This window comes from Granulicella paludicola, from assembly GCF_025685545.1.
GTDB classification, from domain to species: domain Bacteria; phylum Acidobacteriota; class Terriglobia; order Terriglobales; family Acidobacteriaceae; genus Granulicella; species Granulicella paludicola.
The window spans coordinates 135,402-154,630 of record NZ_JAGSYC010000026.1; the positions used below are offsets into that span (position 1 = coordinate 135,402).

Below are 19,229 nucleotides of genomic sequence, written 5' to 3' on the forward strand. Positions count from 1 at the left end.
AGCCCAGCCCCTTCAAAACCAACTAGACGTCCAGGTTCCGAACATCCAGCGCGTTCTCTTCGATGAACTTTCTGCGGCTCTCGACATCCTCACCCATCAGCGTCGTGAAGATCTCTTCGGTCGCAGCAATGTCCTCCAGCTTCACCTGCACCAGTGTGCGGCGGGCTGGGTCCATCGTCGTATCCCATAGCTGCGAAGACGTCATCTCGCCAAGGCCCTTGTAGCGCTGTACGTCATACGCCTTCTTGCCTTGCTCGATCACGTACTCGAAGACCTCGCGAGCGCTCTTCTTCTCAACCGGGTCCTGCGAAACCTTTGCGTTCTTCTTCGCAGGCTTCGCGGCAACCGGCTCTGCGCCGACATCCTGTGCGCCCTCGAGTTCGACCTCTTCCGTGTCCTCGAGCACCTGCTCTGCAGCCTCGGCATCGGTCTTCGCAGCCGCAGCCGCGCCCTTCGCCGCATACTCAATCAGGAAAGGCCCCGTCAGCGTTGCACCCATCTGCGCCTGCCGCGCCAGCAGCATTCGCGACTCCGCACCCAGCGCCAACGTCCAGTCGATGCGACGCTCCGCGCCCTGTGCATCCACAAAGCTCACCGAGTACAAACGGTGCTCCTCATCGAACTGCACATCCGACACCGACTTGAACTGATACGTGCGCTCCATGTCCTTCAAGCGTTTGCGCATCTCTTCCAGCTTCGTCTTCGACTCGAAATCCAAACGACGATCGGCGTCCTTCTTATCGCTCGCGAAGATCTCCGCAAACGTTGTTACGACCTCTTCGTTGCGGATACGCTTCAGCACCTTGTCGAACACCGCATGGTAGTCGCTCAGCGACTTCATGTACTCGGTCAGGTCCTTGCCCTCGATGCGTCCGCCCGCATCGCCATAGCGGATCACCATGCCATCGCTGGCACGCTTGATCATCACCTGCTCGTACTCGCGGTCGTCCTTGATGTACTGCTCGAAGCGGCCCTTCTTAATGCGGTACAGCGGCGGCTGCGCGATGTACACATGCCCGCGATCGATCAGCTCCTTCATGTGGCGGAAGAAGAACGTCAGTAGCAGGGTACGAATATGCGATCCGTCGACGTCGGCATCGGTCATCAGGATCAGCTTGCCGTAGCGAAGCTTCGCGATATCGAAGTCGTCCTTGCCAATACCGCAACCCAGCGCCGTAATCATCGCGCGGATTTCTTCATGGCCCAGCATCTTGTCGTAGCGGGCCTTCTCGACGTTGAGAATCTTGCCCTTCAGCGGAAGGATCGCCTGGAACTTACGATCGCGGCCCTGCTTCGCAGTACCACCGGCCGACTCACCCTCGACGAGATAGAGTTCGCACATCTCAGGCCGACGCTCGGAGCAATCCGCCAGCTTACCCGGCAGACCGCCGCCATCGAGCGCACCCTTGCGGCGCGTAAGATCGCGTGCCTTGCGGGCAGCCTCACGAGCGCGGGCCGCGTCGATCGCCTTATTGATGATGCGGCGAGCTACCTGCGGATTTTGCTCGAGGAACGCTCCCAGGCGCTCGTTCACAAACGCCTGAACCTGGCCTGCAATATCCGAGTTCAGCTTGCCCTTCGTCTGTCCTTCAAATTGCGGCTGCGGCAGCTTCACGCTCACCACGGCCACCAGGCCTTCGCGCACGTCATCGCCGCTCAGGTTCTCCTTCACATCCTTGAACAGACCCAGCGAAGCTCCAGCCACGTTGATCGTGCGGGTCAGCGCTGTGCGGAAACCCGAAAGATGCGTGCCGCCGTCCACCGTGTTGATGTTGTTCGCGAAGCTGAACACCGTCTCCGAGTACGCGTCGTTGTACTGCAGCGCAATCTCCATCACCAGCTGGCCGACCTCGGCCTCCATGTAGATGGGCTTCTCGTGGAGTACCTGCTTGCCCTTGTTCAGCAGCTTGATGAACTCCGCGATGCCGCCGGAGTACTTGTAGTTCTGGGTCTTCATCTCGCCCTTGGCATCCAGCTGGCGCTCATCGCTCAGCGAGATCTCAATGCCCTTATTCAGGAAGGCGAGCTGACGCAGGCGGTTCGCCAGCGTGTCGTAGTTGTACTCGGTCACCGTGAAGATCGACTTGTCAGGAAGGAAGTGGACCTTCGTGCCACGGCGCTTGGTAGGGCCCAGCTTGCGCAGCTCACTGATGGGGTCACCCTTGCTGTAATCCATCGTCCACGTAAAACCATCGCGCCAGATCTCGACGTCGAACTCCTGCGACAGGGCGTTCACACAACTCACACCGACGCCGTGCAGACCGCCCGAAACCTTGTAGTTCGAAGCATCGAACTTACCGCCGGCGTGCAACATCGTCAGCACCACCTGCACCGCAGGCAGCACCTCACCGGTAGGCAGCGTCTTGTTGTCCACGGGGATGCCACGCCCGTCGTCGACCACCGTGATCGAGTTGTCCGAGTGGATCGTCACATCGATCCGCGTCGCATGGCCAGCCAGCGCCTCATCCACCGAGTTGTCAACGACCTCGTACACCAGGTGATGCAGGCCCTGCTCACCGGTCGAACCGATGTACATGGCAGGACGCAGGCGGACGGCCGCCAGGCCTTCCAGAATGGTGATGTTTTCGCCGGTATAGGAACCGGCTTCAGGAATCGCGTTCTTCGGATCTTGTGGGTCCGGCAGAGGGGTTTGCGTTGACAATCGAACTCCGGCTGGCGGCGTGAAAGGTACGTACCTTCGAACACGACCGAAATCGCTGAAAGTACAGGGGGAAGAACGCCGCCTAAGGTGGTTTTCCCTGTCATGATTTTACCACGCGGATGCTGTGAATCCCGCCCATTGAAATCTGCACAATCCCCGCGTCAATCCTGCATAAATCCGCTATTTCACAGTGGCAGAAACAGTTTCGGTGATCGGCAATCCTAGCCACTCCCTCAAGAGCAGGTAACCTGCCCCCCAAATCGCCAGCGCAAACACTTGCCGCGACAAAAACCACGGCCACAGCAGTACCAGCGGCACCAGCAGATGCATCGCCAGAAATCCGATCTGCGCCACCTTCTGCCTCGTGTCCAGATCTTCCCGCCGAAACTCCTCCAACAGCAGAGGCACCGCCACCAGGAATAGCGGCCAGGCATATTGCATGAGGTGCACAAAACCCGCTCCCAGCACCGGAGCCAGCACGTAGCAGACCCCTCCATACAGCAGCGCAAACCGCAACAGCACGCTGCGCGCTGGATTCTGTTCTCGTCCCGCCCATCGCCGATGCCGCCACCACAGCACCGCCGCCAGCAGAGGCAGCAACCCGAAGTTCGTCAGCGTCCCCTCCACCGCAATCAACTGCTGCACCAGCGAGAAACCGCACGTCCCTACGGCATGCATCGACCCGATACGCACGGGGATGCTCCATACCGGCACCCTGCAAAGGTCGGTATTGGCATCACTCCAAGGCTGCATACCCACCACGTTGCGGAGAAAGTTCCACGGCACCTTCGCAAACAGGTACACCATCTGCGGCAGGTGTTCCTTGTTGCCCGGACTTCCCGCCGCAAGTCGCCCTACAACCACACTGGCAATCCCCGCACTCGCCACCGCCGTGCCCGCGTACATCCACCGCTCGCGTCGCTGCCACCGCGCCCAGCCCGCCGCCAGAAAACACACCAGCGTCAGCGACGTGCTCTCCCGCGACAGCATCAGCGGCCACATCATCAGCGCCGCCCAGAGATAGCGCTCCTTCGCCAGCAGCACCAGCAACCCCGCCAGCAGTGCCGCATACCAGAGGTCCGGCAGCACCAGATATTGCACCAACACCGACCAACTCGGCACCAGCATCAGTGCCACCAGCAGCCAGCGCGGAGCGGTCGTCCGCGCCGCCAGCCAGCACGTTGCCCCCATAGCAAACACCAGCGACAGCCCCGCCTGCACCAGAAACCCCAGCCGCACATCGCCGCCGAATAACCGCCCGAGCCACGCCGCCACCCGCGCACCCAGCTGTCTCGAAGCAAACGGCTGCATTACGTCGATCGTGTGCCCATTTGCAATCTGCAGATAGTGCGAAGAGTCCGGCGAGTGAAATACCGTCGGCAGCGACACGAGCATCAGCGTCGTACCCACACCGAGAAGCACCGCCGCGAAGATCGCCATCCATCGCGCCAGCGTCGACCACGCGCACATCGGCGCGGTCAGCGCAGCCAGCAACCTCGGCAATCCTTCGTCTGCACGTTCAGCCACGCGATCCCTCGCGCAGCATCCATCCTGCGCTCTCTAGTTATACCGTCCATAGCGCCCACTACCTCAGAGTTGACAGGCACCGTCTTTGCGGCAAAACTCGAAGCATCCACCCGCATTCCTTGTACCTGCAGGCCTCTGACCCCTTCGGCGAACCTTGACGTTCTGCTTAGAAGCTTCCTCTCCTCGGCAAACCTGTCGGCAACATCGCGTCTTTTGTCTCTTGTTCCCCATCCACCTCACTTCGAAGGAACCGAACATGACTCAACCCACTCGTCCTCTCGCCAGAAAGCTCACCGCAGGCCTCGCCTTAGCGGCCCTGCTCTGGTCCGCCGCTACACCCGTCTTCGCACAAGCCGCACCCACCGCAGCCGCCTCCACGCTCTCCCCCGAGCAGACCGAAGCCCTCCGCAAAGAGATCATCGCCAAGGTCGACGGCAACGCCAAGCTCGTTCAGGTCATGATCGACACTCTCTACAGCTTCTCCGAGCTCGGCTTCCAGGAGTTCGAAACCTCGAAGTACCTCACCGCCCTGCTTGAAAAGAACGGATTCAAGGTCGAGCGCGGCATCGCCGACATTCCCACCGCCTACATGGCCACCTGGTCGAACGGCACCGGCGGCCCGGTCATCGCGCTCGGCTCCGACATCGACTGCATCCCGCAGGCCTCGCAGAAGCCCGGCGTCGCGTATCACGATCCCATCGTCCCCGGCGCTCCCGGCCACGGCGAAGGCCACAACTCCGGCAACGCCGTCAACATCGTCGCCGCCCTTGCCGTGAAGGACATCATGGTAAAGAACCACATCCCCGGCACCATCAAGATCTGGCCCGGCGTCGCCGAAGAGGAGCTCGGCAGTAAGGCTTACTACATCCGCGACGGCTACTTCAAGGGCGTCGACGCCACCCTCTTCTCACATGTCGGCGATAACCTCGGTGCCTCCTACGGAGGCAACTCCACCAACGGCCTCGTCTCGGTCCAGTATCACTTCCACGGCGAGAGCGCCCATGCCGCCGCTGCTCCCTGGCGCGGTCGCAGCGCTCTCGACGCCGTTGAGCTGATGGATGTCGGCTGGAACTTCCGCCGCGAGCACCTCCGCCTGCAACAGCGCTCGCACTACGTCATCACCGATGGCGGCGATCAGCCAAACGTCGTCCCGCAGTCCGCCTCCAACTGGTACTTCTTCCGCGAAGCCGACTACGAACACATCAAGGGCCTCTGGGACGCCGGCAACCACATGGCAGCCGGCGCAGCTGAGATGGCCAATGTCAGCTGGGACTCCAACCTCATCGGCGCAGCCTGGCCCGGCTTCTTCAACAAGCCCATCGCCGAAGAGGTCACCAACAACGCCAAGCTCATCGGCCTGCCTAAGTGGTCCGACGACGACGAGACCCTCGCCAAGGCTCTCCAGAAGGAACTCGGCGTCGAGCAGAAGGGACTCGCCGACAAACTCGACGAACTGAAGACCCCGAAGGAAGCCAAAGACTACTACGGCGGTGGCTCGGACGACATCGGCGACATAAGCTGGAACGTCCCCACCATCGTCCTGCGCTATCCCTCGAACATCCCGAACCTCCCCGGCCACAACTGGGCCAACGGCATCGCCATGGCCACGCCCATCGCCCACAAGGGAGCCATCGTAGGCGCAAAGGTACAGGCCCTCACGCTCTTCGCACTGATGACACAGCCCAAGCTGCTCGACAACGCGAAGGCCTACTTCAAGGAGAATCAGACCACCAAGGATGCGCACTACATCCCCTTCCTGCGCCCCACCGACAAGCCCTCCACCTTCCTCAACAAGGCCATCATGGAGAAGTACAAGCCTGAGCTGAAGAAGTTCTACTACGACGCCTCGAAGTACCCCACCTACCTCGACCAGCTAGGCATCAAGTACCCCACCGTCCGCACCGCCAGCACGCCTCCCGCGCCCAAGGGCAACGGCGAAGGCGAAGCAGACGACGACGGCGGCTCGCTCCAGTAAACAGCATTGCCAACAAACAGAAATGGGGAGAGGCAGTAGCCTCTCCCCATTCTGTTTCACATCGCCACCGCCCAGCAACAAGTCACGGCTAAGCTGCGTAGGCGACAGGCTTTTCCTCTACCGGAGGCCGTTCCTTTTCCGCCAGTACCAGCTCGTAAAAGACGCCGGCGATTGCTGCTCCGACCAGTGGCGCCAACCAGAACAGCCATAGCTGCGCCACCGCCCAGGTGCCGCCACCATACGCTGCTACCAGCGCCGGGCCAGTCGACCGCGCCGGGTTCACCGACAGGTTCGTGATCGGGATGCCGATCAGGTGGATCAACGTCAGGCACAGCCCAATCGCCAACGGTGCAAAGCCCTTGGCCGCACGCTGGTCGGTCGAGCCCAGAATCACCATCAGGAAGAAGAACGTCAGCACAACCTCTGCCAGCAGACACGCCGCGAGGCTGTAGCCGCCGGGCGAGTTCACCCCATAGCCGTTCGATGCGAAGCCACCAATTACGAAGCCCGGCTTGCCGCTCGCAATGCCATACAACACCCAAGCCGCCGCGATGCCGCCAACCACCTGCGCCCCCCAGTACGGCACCAGCTCCTTCGCCGGAAACCGCTTGCCAACCACCAGACCCAGCGTCACCGCCGGGTTCAGATGGCAGCCCGAGATGTGTCCAATGGCATACGCCATCGTCAACACGGTCAGGCCAAACGCCAGTGCGACACCGGCAAAGCCGATGCCCAACTGCGGAAACGCCGCGGCCAGCACCGCTGAGCCGCAACCGCCAAAGACCAGCCAGAAGGTTCCGAAAAACTCAGCGACACAACGGCGCGTGAGAGTGATTTGCATACATCCTCCATCGTTCGAAAAGGATTTCGTACCGCACAAAAATTGGTCCGAATGACGCTGCCAGTCTATACGCAAATCATCACAGTACCGGCAAAAAAGCCCCCGGTAAACATCGACGCCAACGCGCGACCAGGCATCCACACAAACAAACGGGGAGAGGCCAAAGCCTCTCCCCATCGCTCTTCTACTCGCTGCTTCCTGTTCCCTACTCCCTGTCTCACCACACCTTGCAACTAGGCGTGTGCACCATCGGCTGTCCCACCTTGCAGCTGAACGCCTTCTGGAACTGCGGCATGTTGCTCACAATTCCATTGATGCGGGCAAACCCCGGCGAGTGCTCATCCGTCGCCGCATGCAGCCGCAGGTCCTCCGGTCGAGCGTTCTCACAAGCCCACTGCGCCATGCCGACAAAGAATCGCTGGTCCGGCGTGAACCCATCCACACTGCCCAGCTTCATCCCCGCCGTCTCTTTCTTCCACGCAATGTATGCCAGCAGCGTGCCACCCAGATCGGCCACATCTTCGCCACTGGTCAACTTGCTGTTGATGTGGATGTCGTCCACCGCGATGTACTGCGCATATTGGTTACGCTGGCAGTTGATGCGGTCTTCAAAGCCCTTCGCATCCGCCGCCGTCCACCAGTCCTTCAGGTTGCCCTCGGCATCGAACTGCCGTCCTTCATCGTCGAAGGCATGCGTCAGCTCGTGCCCGATCGTCGCGCCCGTATTGCCGTAGTTCGGCGCGTCGTCCATCTTCGGGTCATACAGCGGTGGCTGTAGCACGCCCGCCGGGAAGTTGATGTCGTTCATCTGCGGATCGAAGTACGCATTCACCGTCGGAGGCGTCATGCCCCACTCGTTCCTGTCCACCGGCTTGCCCAGCTTGTGCCACTGCCGATAGTTCTCAAACTCCTCCGCTCGCAGGGAGTTGCCATAGTAATCATCCGGCTTCACCGTCAGCGAGCTGTAATCCCGCCACGTCTCCGGATAGCCAATCTTGTTCTTGATCGCATGCAGCTTCCGCAGCGCCTCCTGCTTCGTCGCCGGGCTCATCCACGTCAGCCCCTGAATCTCCGCCTGCATCGCCTGCTCGATCTGCTCGGTCATCAGCTGCGTCTTCGCCTTCATGTCCGCCGAAAACGTCCGTGCCACAAACTCCTGCCCCAGCGCCTCGCCCAGGTTGCGATCGACCGCACGCGTGCAGGTCTTCCAGCGCGGAGGCATCTGCGGTACACCCCGCAGCGTCGTCGAGTAGAAATCGAAGTTTGCATCGCGGTACGGCTTCGCCAGGTAAGGCGCAGCCGCCGTAATCTCATGGAAAATCAGATAAGCCTTCAGAGCAGCCAGCGGCTCCGTCGTCAACTCCGTCTGCACCGCCTGCACGAACTTCGGCTGCGACACATTCAACGACTCCACATTCCGCGCTCCCTGCAGCTGGAAGTAGTTCTTCCAGTCAATCGCCGGAGCCATAGCCTGCAGCTGCGCCAGTGTCATCATGTGATAAATCGCATGCGGATCGCGCCGCTCTACCCGCGTCAGCTGCGCCTCTGCCAGGTCCGTCTCGATACGCAGCGTTGCCGCCGCATCCGCGTTCTGCTGATCGGCATTCTCACCCAGCAGCTCCAGCACCTTCTTGATGTACGTCACATACTGTGCGCGCAGCTTAACGCTCTTCGCATCGGTCTTCGTGTAGTAGTCGCGGTCCGGCAGACCCAGTCCACCGCCACCCACGCCCACGATGATCGTCGACGAATCAGCCGCGTCCTGCTCCGTGCCTGCGTTGAAGAAGAACGTGCCCATCTGGCCGCGATGCAACTGCGCAATCTGCGCGTCGATCTCTTCGCGAGTTCGCAATCCCTGCAGCCGCGCGATCGTCACGCGCACCGGATCATCGCCCGCCTTATCGATCGCATCGGTCGCCATGCAGGCCGCAAAGTAGTCGCCGACCTTTTGCTGCACCGGCGTGCGCGTCGCGCTCGGCTTCGCATCTTCCGTCAGGATTCCCCAGAGAAACTGCTGGTTCTCGTTTGTCAGCTTGCCGTACACACTCCAGGTCGATTGGTCCGCCGGGATCGGATTGTTCTTCATCCAACCGCCGCAGCTGTATTTATAGAAATCCGTGCACGGGTCGACGCTCTTATCCATGCTCGTCAGATCGAGCGACGGCGAATACGGCATTTCAGTCAAAGGCTTCGCGGCATCCGCACCAACCTGCGACCACGCGGGACAGGCGGCGCCCACGGCTACACTCGCGCCCAGCACGACAGCTTTCAAACGATTCAAAGAAATCAAAGGGGGGAATCTCCTGCCGCCCATCCTACACAGCCGCCTGCGCCACCACCAAACCGAAACAAATGCATTGTCCTCCTGAGCACAGGCGGGGCCCCCAGCGAACGTTCTTTGTTCGTTGGGGTGCAAGCGAAGGACCTGCTTCTTGTAGCGGCCCCAAAACGCTCATCCCCACCCCAAATGCAGCAAAGCCCACTACATGAGTGGGCTTTGCGATACTTCAAAATTTTGGTGCCGAAAAGAGGACTCGAACCTCCACTCCCTTGCGAGAACGTGGACCTGAACCACGCGCGTCTGCCAATTCCGCCATTTCGGCTCACTTCAGCGCGTCTTGGCATACTGCCGCACAACTGCTGCGTGAGAACTTAGTGTACCAGAGCTTATCCCTCTTTCCAACTTCCAGACCCGCTCGCGGCATCTATACCCTATACACTCATCGAATCCCTCGACGAGGAATCCTCGTCCTACAGCACCGAGAGCTAAAAACTACATGCCCGATTCTACCGCCCAGTACATCCCCGAACACACCGCCATCGAAATGCGCCGAATCGCGCACGAACTCTCCAACTCCCTCGAAGTGATCGTGCAGACGAGCTACCTCCTCGGCATGGCCGAACTCAAGGCCCCCGCTGATGAATGGCTCAAGATGCTGGACTCGGGCGTGACCAAGGCCCTCGAGCAGAACCTCGCCCTCCGCGACTTCATCAAGAAGAACAGCCAGCCCTAAAAAGCAACTGACGAGTGGTAATTGATAAGTGAACCACGTGCCGAATGGATCACCTGCTTACCACTTAGCACTTGTCACGTATCACTCGGCTTTCACCACCGCCGCCACAATCTTGTCCATCACCGCCCGGTCCATCGACCCAAACGTCGCATGGTTATCGACATAGATAGCCACGATCACCCAGCGCCCGCTCGCCGTCTGCACATACCCAGCCAGTCCGCGTGACTCGCCCAGCGTGCCCGTCTTCGCCCAGACCCTGCCTTTCAGCTCCGGCTCCTTGAACCGCCCCGCCAGCGTGCCATCCACGCCACCTAGCGGCAGCGCCGCCTTCCACTGCACAAACCACGGTTGCTTCGAAGCCCACAGCAGCAACTGCGCCGTCACCCGCGGAGCCACCAGGTCGTGATCGCTCAACCCTGAGCCGTCATAGAACAAAAAGTCATCCCCGCTCAGCCCCGCGTTCAGCAGAAACTGCCGCACCACCCGCGCTCCCTGTGCCGACGACGCCTCCGTCCCGTAGTTCCGTCCCAGCCGCCGCAGCAGCATCTCCGCATGCAGGTTCTGCGACTCCTTCAGCGTGTACGTCACGTCCTGCAGCAGCGCCGGAGACACACGGCTCGCCAGCACCTCCCCGCATCCGTCGTTGCAGACCTCGGTCGCCACCTTCAGCGGCTCACCCGGCTTCGGCAGGTCCACCGGCGTCCGCGACTGCTTCGTAAATCCATCCACCGCCGTCGAAGGCCGCTCACTCGCACTGGCCTCGCCCTCCACCGCCACGCCATGCGCGATCAGCCGCGCCTTCAACGCCTCCGCCGCAAACAGCGGAGGATCGCTCACCGCCAGCGTCTCCGTGTCCTTGCCATCGACGGCAATCTCACCCGTCACCGACACCAGCTTCGAACCCACCGGCCACTCCACGTTGATCCGGTTCGCAGACTTCGCCGCGGTCGTATTTACATGCACGTTCAGCGTGTAAAACCCCGCATCCGGCGACTGCGTCACCGTCGCCGCATCCCCCGCCCTCAACCCAGGATGAACCGTCAGCGTAATCTCGCTGTCGTTCACCGTCAGCGACGACACCGGGGCTCCATACCCCCACGGCATGTCATCGATCGCCCACGCCGTTGGATACGGCTCCCATATCCACTGCGTATCGTCGCCGATCACCTTGCCTGCAATACGCTTCACTCCCCGCGCCGCCACCTGCGCCGCCAGATCATCGATCGCCTTCAATGGATCACTCGAAGCAGGCGTCTCTCCCGCCACTGGCGTATACGGAAACGCCAGCCCCGACAGGTTCGCATCGCCCGTACTGCGCAGCCAAACATCCCCGCGCACCACGCCGTCGCTGCCCAGCGAGTCAGCAATCACCTCGGTCCGCGTCACACTCTCCGGTCCCAGCAGCGTCATCGCCGCCGCCGTCGTAAACAGCTTGGCGTTCGAAGCAGGCCGAAACAGCTTGCCCTCGTTCAGCCCATAAATCGGGGTCCCGTCCATTGCAGTCACCGCAATGCCCCAGTGTGCCCGCGCCGCCGTCGGCTCCGCCAGCAGCGTCATAATCTGACGCCCCAGATCCGAACTCGCTTCTGTTGGATACGACCCGGCATAGGCAGGCGTCGATCCAGACGACACAGACAATGTCGAACTTGTCATATTCGCGCTTTGCGCTGGCGCATTTGATGTAACCGATGGTACTTTCATCCCGGCAAACAGCAGCCCCATCACGACGAGGTGAACCGATTTCATCCGCATGGGCGCAAGTCTACAATGTCGCAAGTGCCTGCCTCTGGAAACCCACCGCTCCCACTTGCTCCAAATTCCCCCTCAGGGCCATCCACGCTCTCGCGAACGCACGTCCTCCGCGAGCGTGACCCCATGAGCCTCCTGCACGCGCGCACCCCCTACGATTGGCAGCTCCGGTCTCGCCGCCTCGCCCTGGGCGAGCGCACTCTCCTGATGGTCATCATCAACGTCACCCCCGACAGCTTCTCGGGCGACGGCCATCTCGTGCAGCCCGTGGACGATGACCCGACCCCGGTCTCAACCGTGCCTCTGACCGCCCTGCGGCAGGCCACCAACCAACTCGCCATCAACGCCGCCATCAACGCCCTCGATAACGGCGCCGACATTCTCGATCTCGGTGCCGAGTCCACCCGCCCGGGCGCAACTCCGCTCACCTCCGAACAGGAGCAGGACCGCCTGCTCCCCGTCCTCGAAGCCGTCCTCCGCGAGCGCCCCGCTGCCATCCTCTCCGTCGACACCTACCACGCGGCGACAGCCCGCGCCGCCGCCCGCCTCGGTGCAGAGATCATCAACGATGTCTCCGGCCTGCTCTGGGATCTCGAAATGCCCTATGCCGTAGCCGACTCCGGCTGCGGCCTTGTCCTCATGCACACCCGCGGCCGTCCGCACGAGTGGCGCAAGCAGGCCCCGCTCCCACCCGACGAGCTGCTGCCTTCCATCTTCGGCGGCCTCTGCGAAGGCGTCGTCACAGCGGAGGCCGCCGGTATCGACACCGATCGCCTCGTCATCGACCCCGGCTTCGGCTTCGGCAAACGCGGCAAGGAGAACTTCACCCTCCTCGCCCAACTCTGCCGACTCAATCAGCTCGACCGCCCCATCCTCGCAGGCCTCTCACGCAAGCACTTCCTCGGCGAAGCCGTGCAAACGCTCCAGCCGCACGGCCTGTCCTCGGCCGACAGCCGCCGCATGGCCACCGTAGCCGGTAACACCGCCGCCATCCTCGCAGGAGCCCACATCCTTCGCGTCCACGAGCTTCAACCCGCCCGCGAAGCCGCCGCCATCGCCGACGCCCTTCTAGCCGCCGGATAGGAACACGCAACTTCACGCAATCAAGACAGAAAGGGCTGCACCGGCACAAACCGGAGCAGCCCTTCTCTGGTAATTCCAAACTGAAACTCGTCCTACAGCGTCAGCAAATCCTTTTCCTTCGCCTTGAAGAGCTCTTCCAGTCGCTTGATCTCCAGGTCCGTCAGCTGCTGAATCTCTTCGTTCGCCCGCTTCTCGTCATCAGCCGAAATGAGCTTGTCCTTCGCCGCCTTCTTCACCGTCTCGTTACCATCGCGACGAATATTGCGGATCGAGGTCTTATAGTCCTCCACCGTGCCCGAGAGCGACTTTACCGCCTCCTTGCGACGGTCCTCCGTCATCGGAGGCACCGGCACGCGGATGATCTTGCCGTCATGCATCGGATTGAAGCCCTGTCCGCTCGTCCGGATCGCCTTCTCAATCACCGTCACCAGCGACTGCTCCCACGGCTGCACCACGATCAGATTGGCCTCAGGCGTCGTCACCTGCGCCACCTGGGCGATCGCTGTCTCCGTACCGTAGTAATCGACCTTCACGTTATCAAGCATATGAACCGAGGCGCGGCCCGTGCGTACCCCGGCCAGGCTCGTCCGAAAATCATCTACCGTCTTGCTCATACGTGACTTTAGGTCGTCATATACGCCCGAAAGGGCTTCCATTCCTGCCATGACCGATGCCATTGTGTTCCTGCCTCCCTGGAAGACGAGCTTTTACTTGGCCTTGCCGCTCTGACTTCCCTACTCGACGATTCTACAGCGAGCCTTCCTACGCGCGAAGCAACTCTCTGTGCATCCAGATTCCCTTGTAAAACGTTACCAAGGGCATGTATCTGTACCAAAATCATACGAAACTTCGCGTTGACTTTACGTTGGACCTGTCCCTATCCTTGGTATAGTTCGTCTAGGGAATCTCCTGATCCACCTGACTTCAAAGACACCGATTGGAAGTCCGGGAAGCTTTCCTGTATCAGTCACCTCCTCCAGCCACTGGCTAGCGATCTATGGCGGAAACGGGAACCACATGAAGAAGTACCTTTTATTGATGTCCTTTGTTGTAGCTCTCCTCGTCGCTATCCCGGCTCAGGCCCAGGGAGGTTGCGATGACTCGCCTGAAAATCCGACGCTTATCCTCGCCAGCCTTGCCGGTGGCGCCTACGCCGTCTCCGCTCTGCGCACCCGCGTGCGCGCCCGTCGCACCAACAAAAACCTGTAACCCTCAGACGTTCTCTCGTAGCTTTCGCTATGCCCATTTCTGGGAGGATACCCACTTCTGGTGGAAGGTCGGGTGTGTTCTTCCAAAGCCTGGAACCCACCTCCGGGATGGTGCCTGAAACGCGTGTCCAGCCCCGCACTTCATTCCGCTACAGACCCATCCCCTGATCGCAGCCCCGCTGCAGCGACCCTTTCCCCCCTGACCGTCGCCGCGCTGGCTACCCTCTGCGCACTCGTCGGTCTGCTCACCGTGTGGGACTCCGCCCGCTCCCTCGTCGGCATCTGGCTCACCGACGACCTCAAGTCCATGGGACTCGTCGTCCCCCTCATCAGCTACCTTCTTATCCTGCGAGCCTGGCGCTCCATCGGCTGGAAAGCCCACGGCTCCTGGTGGGGCTTCGGCATCCTCGCCGCCACTGCCGCTCTGATGTTCCTGCGCGATCAGACCCTGCTCATCATCACCGTCAATAAAGACTGGCTGCTGCAGCTTCCCCCGCTTCCGTTGCTCGCCGTTCTTTACGCCCTCGGCCTCGTCCTGCTCTTCGGCGGCAAACCCTTGCTACGAGCAGCCTGGTTCCCGGTGCTCTTCATGTGGGCCGTCATCCCCGTGCCGCAGACCTTCAGCCGCCGCATCGATCTGCCGCTGCAACACGCCTCAGCGCACGTTGCCCGCGCCTTTGCTCATGCACTCGGCCAGCAGCTTACCGAAGACAAGCTGCGTCTCATGTTCACCCCTGACTTCGGCATGTTCATCGCGCCCGGCTGCAACGGCATTCGTGGTGCCATCACGCTGGGCATGGCCGCCGTCGTCGTTGGCTACCTCTATCGCTTCCGCGCCAAAGTCTACGTACCCGTCGTCATCGGAGCCGTCGCTCTCGGCTATATCTTCAACTTCCTTCGGCTTTGCCTTTTGGTCATCTACTACAAGATCGCGCTGCCCTACCCGTGGCTGCAGCACCATGCCAAGATTGCCGACTACCTCATCGGCGGCACGCTCTTCCTCTGCGCCTTGGCCATCTTCTTCACCGTCGCAGGCAAACTCCGCCGCGACCCCCTGCCCTTCGCTCCGCCGCAACCCACCGCACCCGTCAAAACCTATCTCGCCAAGGTCGCCGCCCTCATCGCTCTCTCCGCCATCTTCGGCTTTGAGGTCGCACACGAGTATCGCGTCGAAGCTCAGGCAGCCCGCGCTGCTCAGGCCATTCCCGCTCTGCCCGCACACATCGGCGACTTTACGCTGGTACGTACCTGGAACGACACCCTGCTCGATGGCATCGTCGTCTACACCTGGGGCGAGTACGCCGAACCGCCCGCAGTCCCCGGCGGAACCTCTGCCAACGTCGATCTCGGCATCTCCCCGCAGATGTCCATGCACGACGCCGAGATCTGCCACATCGCTCGCGGGGAAGATCCCACCTGGCACGGACAGATCACCGCCGACTCGCAGAACGGCGAGATCGATCTCACGGCCGCCACCTACAACAACGGTGTGCAGCAGAAGCTCGAAGCCTCCACCGTCTGCGACAACGGCGCCTGCCGTCAGTACTCCGAGACCAGCGAACACGTCACCCTCATCTATGCGCGCCCCCACCGCGGTGTACCTCTGCAGGCCGATCAGAACCGCCCTGTTCCGGTACTTCTACGCGTGTCTTCGACCGATGTGCTTGCTCCGACCAGCGAGGCTGAACCGAAGCTCGCAGCGACGCTCACACGATTCCTGCACCAAATCGACCTCGTCACGCTCACCAAGCCGTACAGCCAGCGTTAAAAGGCCAAAGGTCTCTTTATCAGGCAACAGCCCCGGCACCCGCGTTCCACTCTGCCCAAACGACACCCTGGTACGGTCGACTTTCGCTCTTTTGCCAGCAACCGCGCATGGAATGGCGCGCGCGCCGACGCCGGGGGCTGCTTCGCTTTGCTCATACCTTTGCCCCGAAAGTGGGGAGGCTGCGCAGAAAGCACTCAGAACTGACCCCCAAGGTCGCTCTCAGTGCGGCGGGTCGCCTATAATCAAGACTCTTCCCTTTGCAGATTGCAGGGCAAGCGATTCATAAGATCAACAGATTTAAAGAGCAGTGAGGGTGTGGTTATCTTTTCCGGAATGCGAGTGAGCGCAAGCTCCCTGAATAGCAAGATTCAGCCCTGCAAGACACAGCCTGTGCTTGCGCGCTCGAGCCACCCTGGCCTCTTTGGCCATGGATTGCGCGCTGCGCTTGGCACCGTTGTTGGCACCGTCGCGGGCACCGTCGCCGTGTTGGCCTTCGTCCCCGCGTTTACGCCGTCTGCCGCCGCGCAGGTCCAGGCGCAGTCCCGCTTCAGCGCCGAAAACGCGCCGCAGGTGCTCTGCCAGACCCAGGTGATCGGCAACCGCCGTATCCCTAAGGAGTCCATCCTCGCGCGTCTCTTCTCGCGACCGGGTGACGCCTTTGACCCCGCTGTGGTGGAGCGAGACTTCAACTCGCTCTGGAACACCGGCTACTTCGACAGCATCCAGATCGAGCGCATCAACACGCCCACCTGTCTGCAGCTCGAAATCTATGTCCGCGAAAAACCCACCATCCGCGAGATCAACTACAAGGGCATCAACGCCATCTCCACGTCCGACATTCTGGACCGCTTCAAAAAGGAGAAGGTCGGTCTCACTGTTGAGAGCCAGTTCGACCCCACCAAGGTCAAGCGCGCCGAAGTCGTCATCCAGCAGATGCTGGGTGAGCACGGACATCAGTTCGCCGTCATCAAGACCGAGATCAAGACCATTCCTCCTGCCGCCATCGCGTTGACCTTCAACGTGAAGGAAGGCCCAACGGTCAAGGTCGGCACCATTGCCTTCGAGGGCAACAAGGCACTCGATCACCGCACCCTCGTTGCGGCGATGAAGAACCTCAAGCCCATCGGCATCCCGCACTCGATCTTCCTCGAAAACATCTTCCCGCGCACCTTCGACGCCAGCAAGCTGGACGAAGATGCCGAGCGTGTCCGCGCCGCCTACCGTGACCGCGGCTACTTCAAGGCCCTTACCGGCGAGCCGCAGACCAACGTGCGCAACGCCGGCGGCATCAATCCCCTCACGCTGCATCCCTCCACCGGCAAGCGCGTCGACATCCTCATCCCCGTGGATGAAGGTGAGCGCTATCGCCTCGGCGGCATCACCTTTAGCGGCAACAAGGCCTACTCCAACGTGAAGGCGCTGCGTGCGCAGTTCGCTGTCAAGGATGGCGAATACTTCAACGCAACGCTCTTCGGCAAGGGCCTCGAGCAGCTCCGCAAAGCTTACGGCGAAGGCGGCTACATCAACATGGTCGGCACCCCGACCCCGCGTGTTGATGAAGCCAAGAAGCTCGTCTATCTCAACATCGATATCGACGAAGGCAAGCCGTTCTATGTATCGCGCATCGAGTTCACCGGCAACACCATCACCCGCGACAAGGTCATCCGCCGCGAGATTCTGGTGGAAGAAGGTCAGGTCTACAACAGCCGTCTCGTCGATCTCTCGCTGCTGCGCCTCAACCAGCTGAACTACTTCGATACGCTGAAGACCGAGCAGGACGTCGAAACCCGCCAGAACGCCGACGCGGGCACCGTCGACCTCCTCATCAAGCTGCACGAAAAGGGTAAGAACTCCATCGGCCTCAATGGCGGTGTCAGCGGTCTGTCCGGTTCGTTCCTCGGCACCAACTACGAGACTAACAACTTCCTCGGCCTCGGCGAAACGCTCTCGGTCAGCGCCAACATCGGCGACCTTTCGCGTAACCTCAGCCTCGGATTCACTGAGCCCTACCTACGCAACAAGCCCGTCTCGCTCGGCGTGCAGGTGTTCAACAGCAAGTTCGACTACAACCCGTCGAAGAGCTACGCGATCGCCAACGGTCAGAGTGCCAACCTGACCAACGCGCAGAACTCGCTGCTGAACAACTACAACCAGTCCACCAAGGGCGTCACCGTCTCCACCAGCACGGCGCTGCGCAAGCTGTTCCGCCGCTCCGGTGTGGCGCGTGTCGGCCTCTCGTACTCGCTGTCGCGCTCAGGTATCACGACGTTCAACCAGAACACGCTGAACGTCTTCCAGACGCTGGCCTTCCGCTCCGGCATCGCTGGCGCAAACCAGCTCAACGGCATCGTGACCTCCATCGTCACGCCGACCTTCAGCTTCTCCACGCTGGATCGCGCCGTCGGCCCGCACAACGGTAAGGACTTCAACATCGCGTTCCAGATGGCGGGCGTAGGCGGCAACACCAAGTACTACTCGCCCACCATCAGCTACCGTCAGTTCTTCCCCATGAAGGGTCTGAAGATCAACAAGGAAGGTCACAACGTCCTCGGCTACCGCCTGCTGCTATCGAACATCGCAGGCTACGGTGGACAGGTTGCTCCTCCCTTCTCGCGTATCTACTCCGGCGGCGAAAACGAAGTCCGCGGCTTCGACATTCGTTCGAGCTCGCCCTACGTCTTCATCCCGACCAAGGTGAACTTCAACCTCACCAATCCGGATGGAAGCACCGTACCGCGCGATCCCACCAACCCGACGCTGAGCAACGTCACCATTCCGTTGCCCATCTACCGCCTCGCAGCCGTCGGTGGCGACACCAACTTCACCGCCAACCTCGAGTACCGTATCCCGATCGTGAACCAGGTCACCTTCGCCTTCTTCACCGACTTCGGCATGGTCTTCAATAGCTCCGGCTCGCAGCTGCGCCAGAGCGTCGAAGGTCTTTCGACCCTCACCAGCCCACTCTATGGCTGCCCGACGATCGTCAACGGCTCCTGCTTCGGCGGACAGAACGTCAACTTCCCGCTCTACCTCAAGACAGTGCAGGGAACCAACTTCGTCCCGCGCATGTCGAACGGTGCCGAGCTGCAGGTCATCCTGCCGATCGTCAACGCTCCCATGCGTCTCTACTACGCCTACAACCCGCTCCGCCTCTACAAGGACCTGCCGCAGCAGCTTGCTCTGCCTCAGACCTGCGCAGTCGGTCAGACGGCCTGCTTCAAGAACCTCTTCCCCACCTCGGAAGCCGGTCTCTACACCTACCAGCAGGCAGTCCAGCTGTACGGTGCGGATTACATCCTGCGCGAACCGCGTAAGACCTTCCGCCTGACAGTCTCGACAACGTTCTAAGCAGACAGTAGAGAGAAGTAAGAAGACAATAGTGAAAAGCAGAAGACCCGCTCA

Annotated in this window: 12 protein-coding genes and 1 tRNA gene; 6 read left to right on the top strand and 7 right to left on the bottom strand. The window is 61.2% G+C overall.

Annotation, left to right across the window (positions count from 1 at the left end; translation table 11 throughout):
* Positions 1-22: 22 nt before the first annotated feature.
* Positions 23-2,662 carry a DNA topoisomerase (ATP-hydrolyzing) subunit B gene (gene gyrB / locus OHL14_RS16120; protein WP_263380400.1) on the bottom strand — a complete coding sequence of 880 codons (2,640 nt, stop codon included), beginning with the start codon at positions 2,660-2,662 and terminating at the stop codon, positions 23-25.
* A gap of 180 nt (positions 2,663-2,842) precedes the next feature.
* Positions 2,843-4,189: a hypothetical protein gene (locus OHL14_RS16125; RefSeq protein WP_263380401.1), complete on the bottom strand. Its 1,347-nt coding sequence runs from the start codon at positions 4,187-4,189 to the stop codon at positions 2,843-2,845.
* Positions 4,190-4,445: 256 nt separating this feature from the next.
* Between OHL14_RS16125 and OHL14_RS16130 the strand changes: the two genes are divergently transcribed.
* Positions 4,446-6,164: an amidohydrolase gene (locus OHL14_RS16130; protein WP_263380402.1), complete on the top strand. Its 1,719-nt coding sequence runs from the start codon at positions 4,446-4,448 to the stop codon at positions 6,162-6,164.
* 88 nt (positions 6,165-6,252) lie between these two features.
* Here OHL14_RS16130 and aqpZ read toward each other — a convergent pair whose 3' ends face one another.
* The 3 genes from aqpZ to OHL14_RS16145 form a co-directional block, all read right to left on the bottom strand.
* The gene (gene aqpZ / locus OHL14_RS16135; protein ID WP_263380403.1) at positions 6,253-7,005 is read right to left on the bottom strand and encodes an aquaporin Z; all 753 of its coding nucleotides are present in this window, start codon (positions 7,003-7,005) and stop codon (positions 6,253-6,255) included.
* A gap of 217 nt (positions 7,006-7,222) precedes the next feature.
* Positions 7,223-9,295 carry a M13 family metallopeptidase gene (locus OHL14_RS16140; protein WP_263380404.1) on the bottom strand — a complete coding sequence of 691 codons (2,073 nt, stop codon included), beginning with the start codon at positions 9,293-9,295 and terminating at the stop codon, positions 7,223-7,225.
* Positions 9,296-9,521: 226 nt separating this feature from the next.
* A tRNA-Leu gene (locus OHL14_RS16145) sits at positions 9,522-9,608 on the bottom strand.
* A gap of 174 nt (positions 9,609-9,782) precedes the next feature.
* Between OHL14_RS16145 and OHL14_RS16150 the strand changes: the two genes are divergently transcribed.
* Positions 9,783-10,019, top strand: coding sequence for a hypothetical protein (locus OHL14_RS16150; RefSeq protein WP_263380405.1), 237 nt, complete (start codon positions 9,783-9,785; stop codon positions 10,017-10,019).
* 81 nt (positions 10,020-10,100) lie between these two features.
* Here the strand turns inward: OHL14_RS16150 and dacB are convergent, their stop codons facing one another.
* Positions 10,101-11,771 (bottom strand): D-alanyl-D-alanine carboxypeptidase/D-alanyl-D-alanine endopeptidase, encoded by a 1,671-nt coding sequence (gene dacB, locus OHL14_RS16155; protein WP_263380406.1) that lies wholly within the window; start codon positions 11,769-11,771, stop codon positions 10,101-10,103.
* A gap of 123 nt (positions 11,772-11,894) precedes the next feature.
* Here dacB and folP point away from each other — a divergent pair, with 123 nt between their 5' ends.
* Positions 11,895-12,851 (top strand): dihydropteroate synthase, encoded by a 957-nt coding sequence (folP, locus tag OHL14_RS16160; RefSeq protein ID WP_263380407.1) that lies wholly within the window; start codon positions 11,895-11,897, stop codon positions 12,849-12,851.
* Positions 12,852-12,943: 92 nt separating this feature from the next.
* Here the strand turns inward: folP and frr are convergent, their stop codons facing one another.
* Positions 12,944-13,528, bottom strand: a complete 585-nt coding sequence (frr, locus tag OHL14_RS16165) for a ribosome recycling factor (protein ID WP_263380408.1) — start codon at positions 13,526-13,528, stop codon at positions 12,944-12,946.
* A gap of 340 nt (positions 13,529-13,868) precedes the next feature.
* Here frr and OHL14_RS16170 point away from each other — a divergent pair, with 340 nt between their 5' ends.
* The 3 genes from OHL14_RS16170 (at position 13,869) to bamA (ending at position 19,175) form a co-directional block, all read left to right on the top strand.
* Entirely contained in the window at positions 13,869-14,060 is a 192-nt protein-coding gene (locus OHL14_RS16170) for a PExPT-CTERM protein (RefSeq protein ID WP_263380409.1), read from the top strand.
* Positions 14,061-14,183: 123 nt separating this feature from the next.
* Positions 14,184-15,827, top strand: a complete 1,644-nt coding sequence (gene xrtJ, locus OHL14_RS16175; RefSeq protein WP_263380410.1) for an exosortase J — start codon at positions 14,184-14,186, stop codon at positions 15,825-15,827.
* A 333-nt stretch (positions 15,828-16,160) separates the two neighbouring features.
* Positions 16,161-19,175, top strand: coding sequence for an outer membrane protein assembly factor BamA (gene bamA / locus OHL14_RS16180; protein ID WP_263380411.1), 3,015 nt, complete (start codon positions 16,161-16,163; stop codon positions 19,173-19,175).
* Positions 19,176-19,229: the final 54 nt, after the last annotated feature.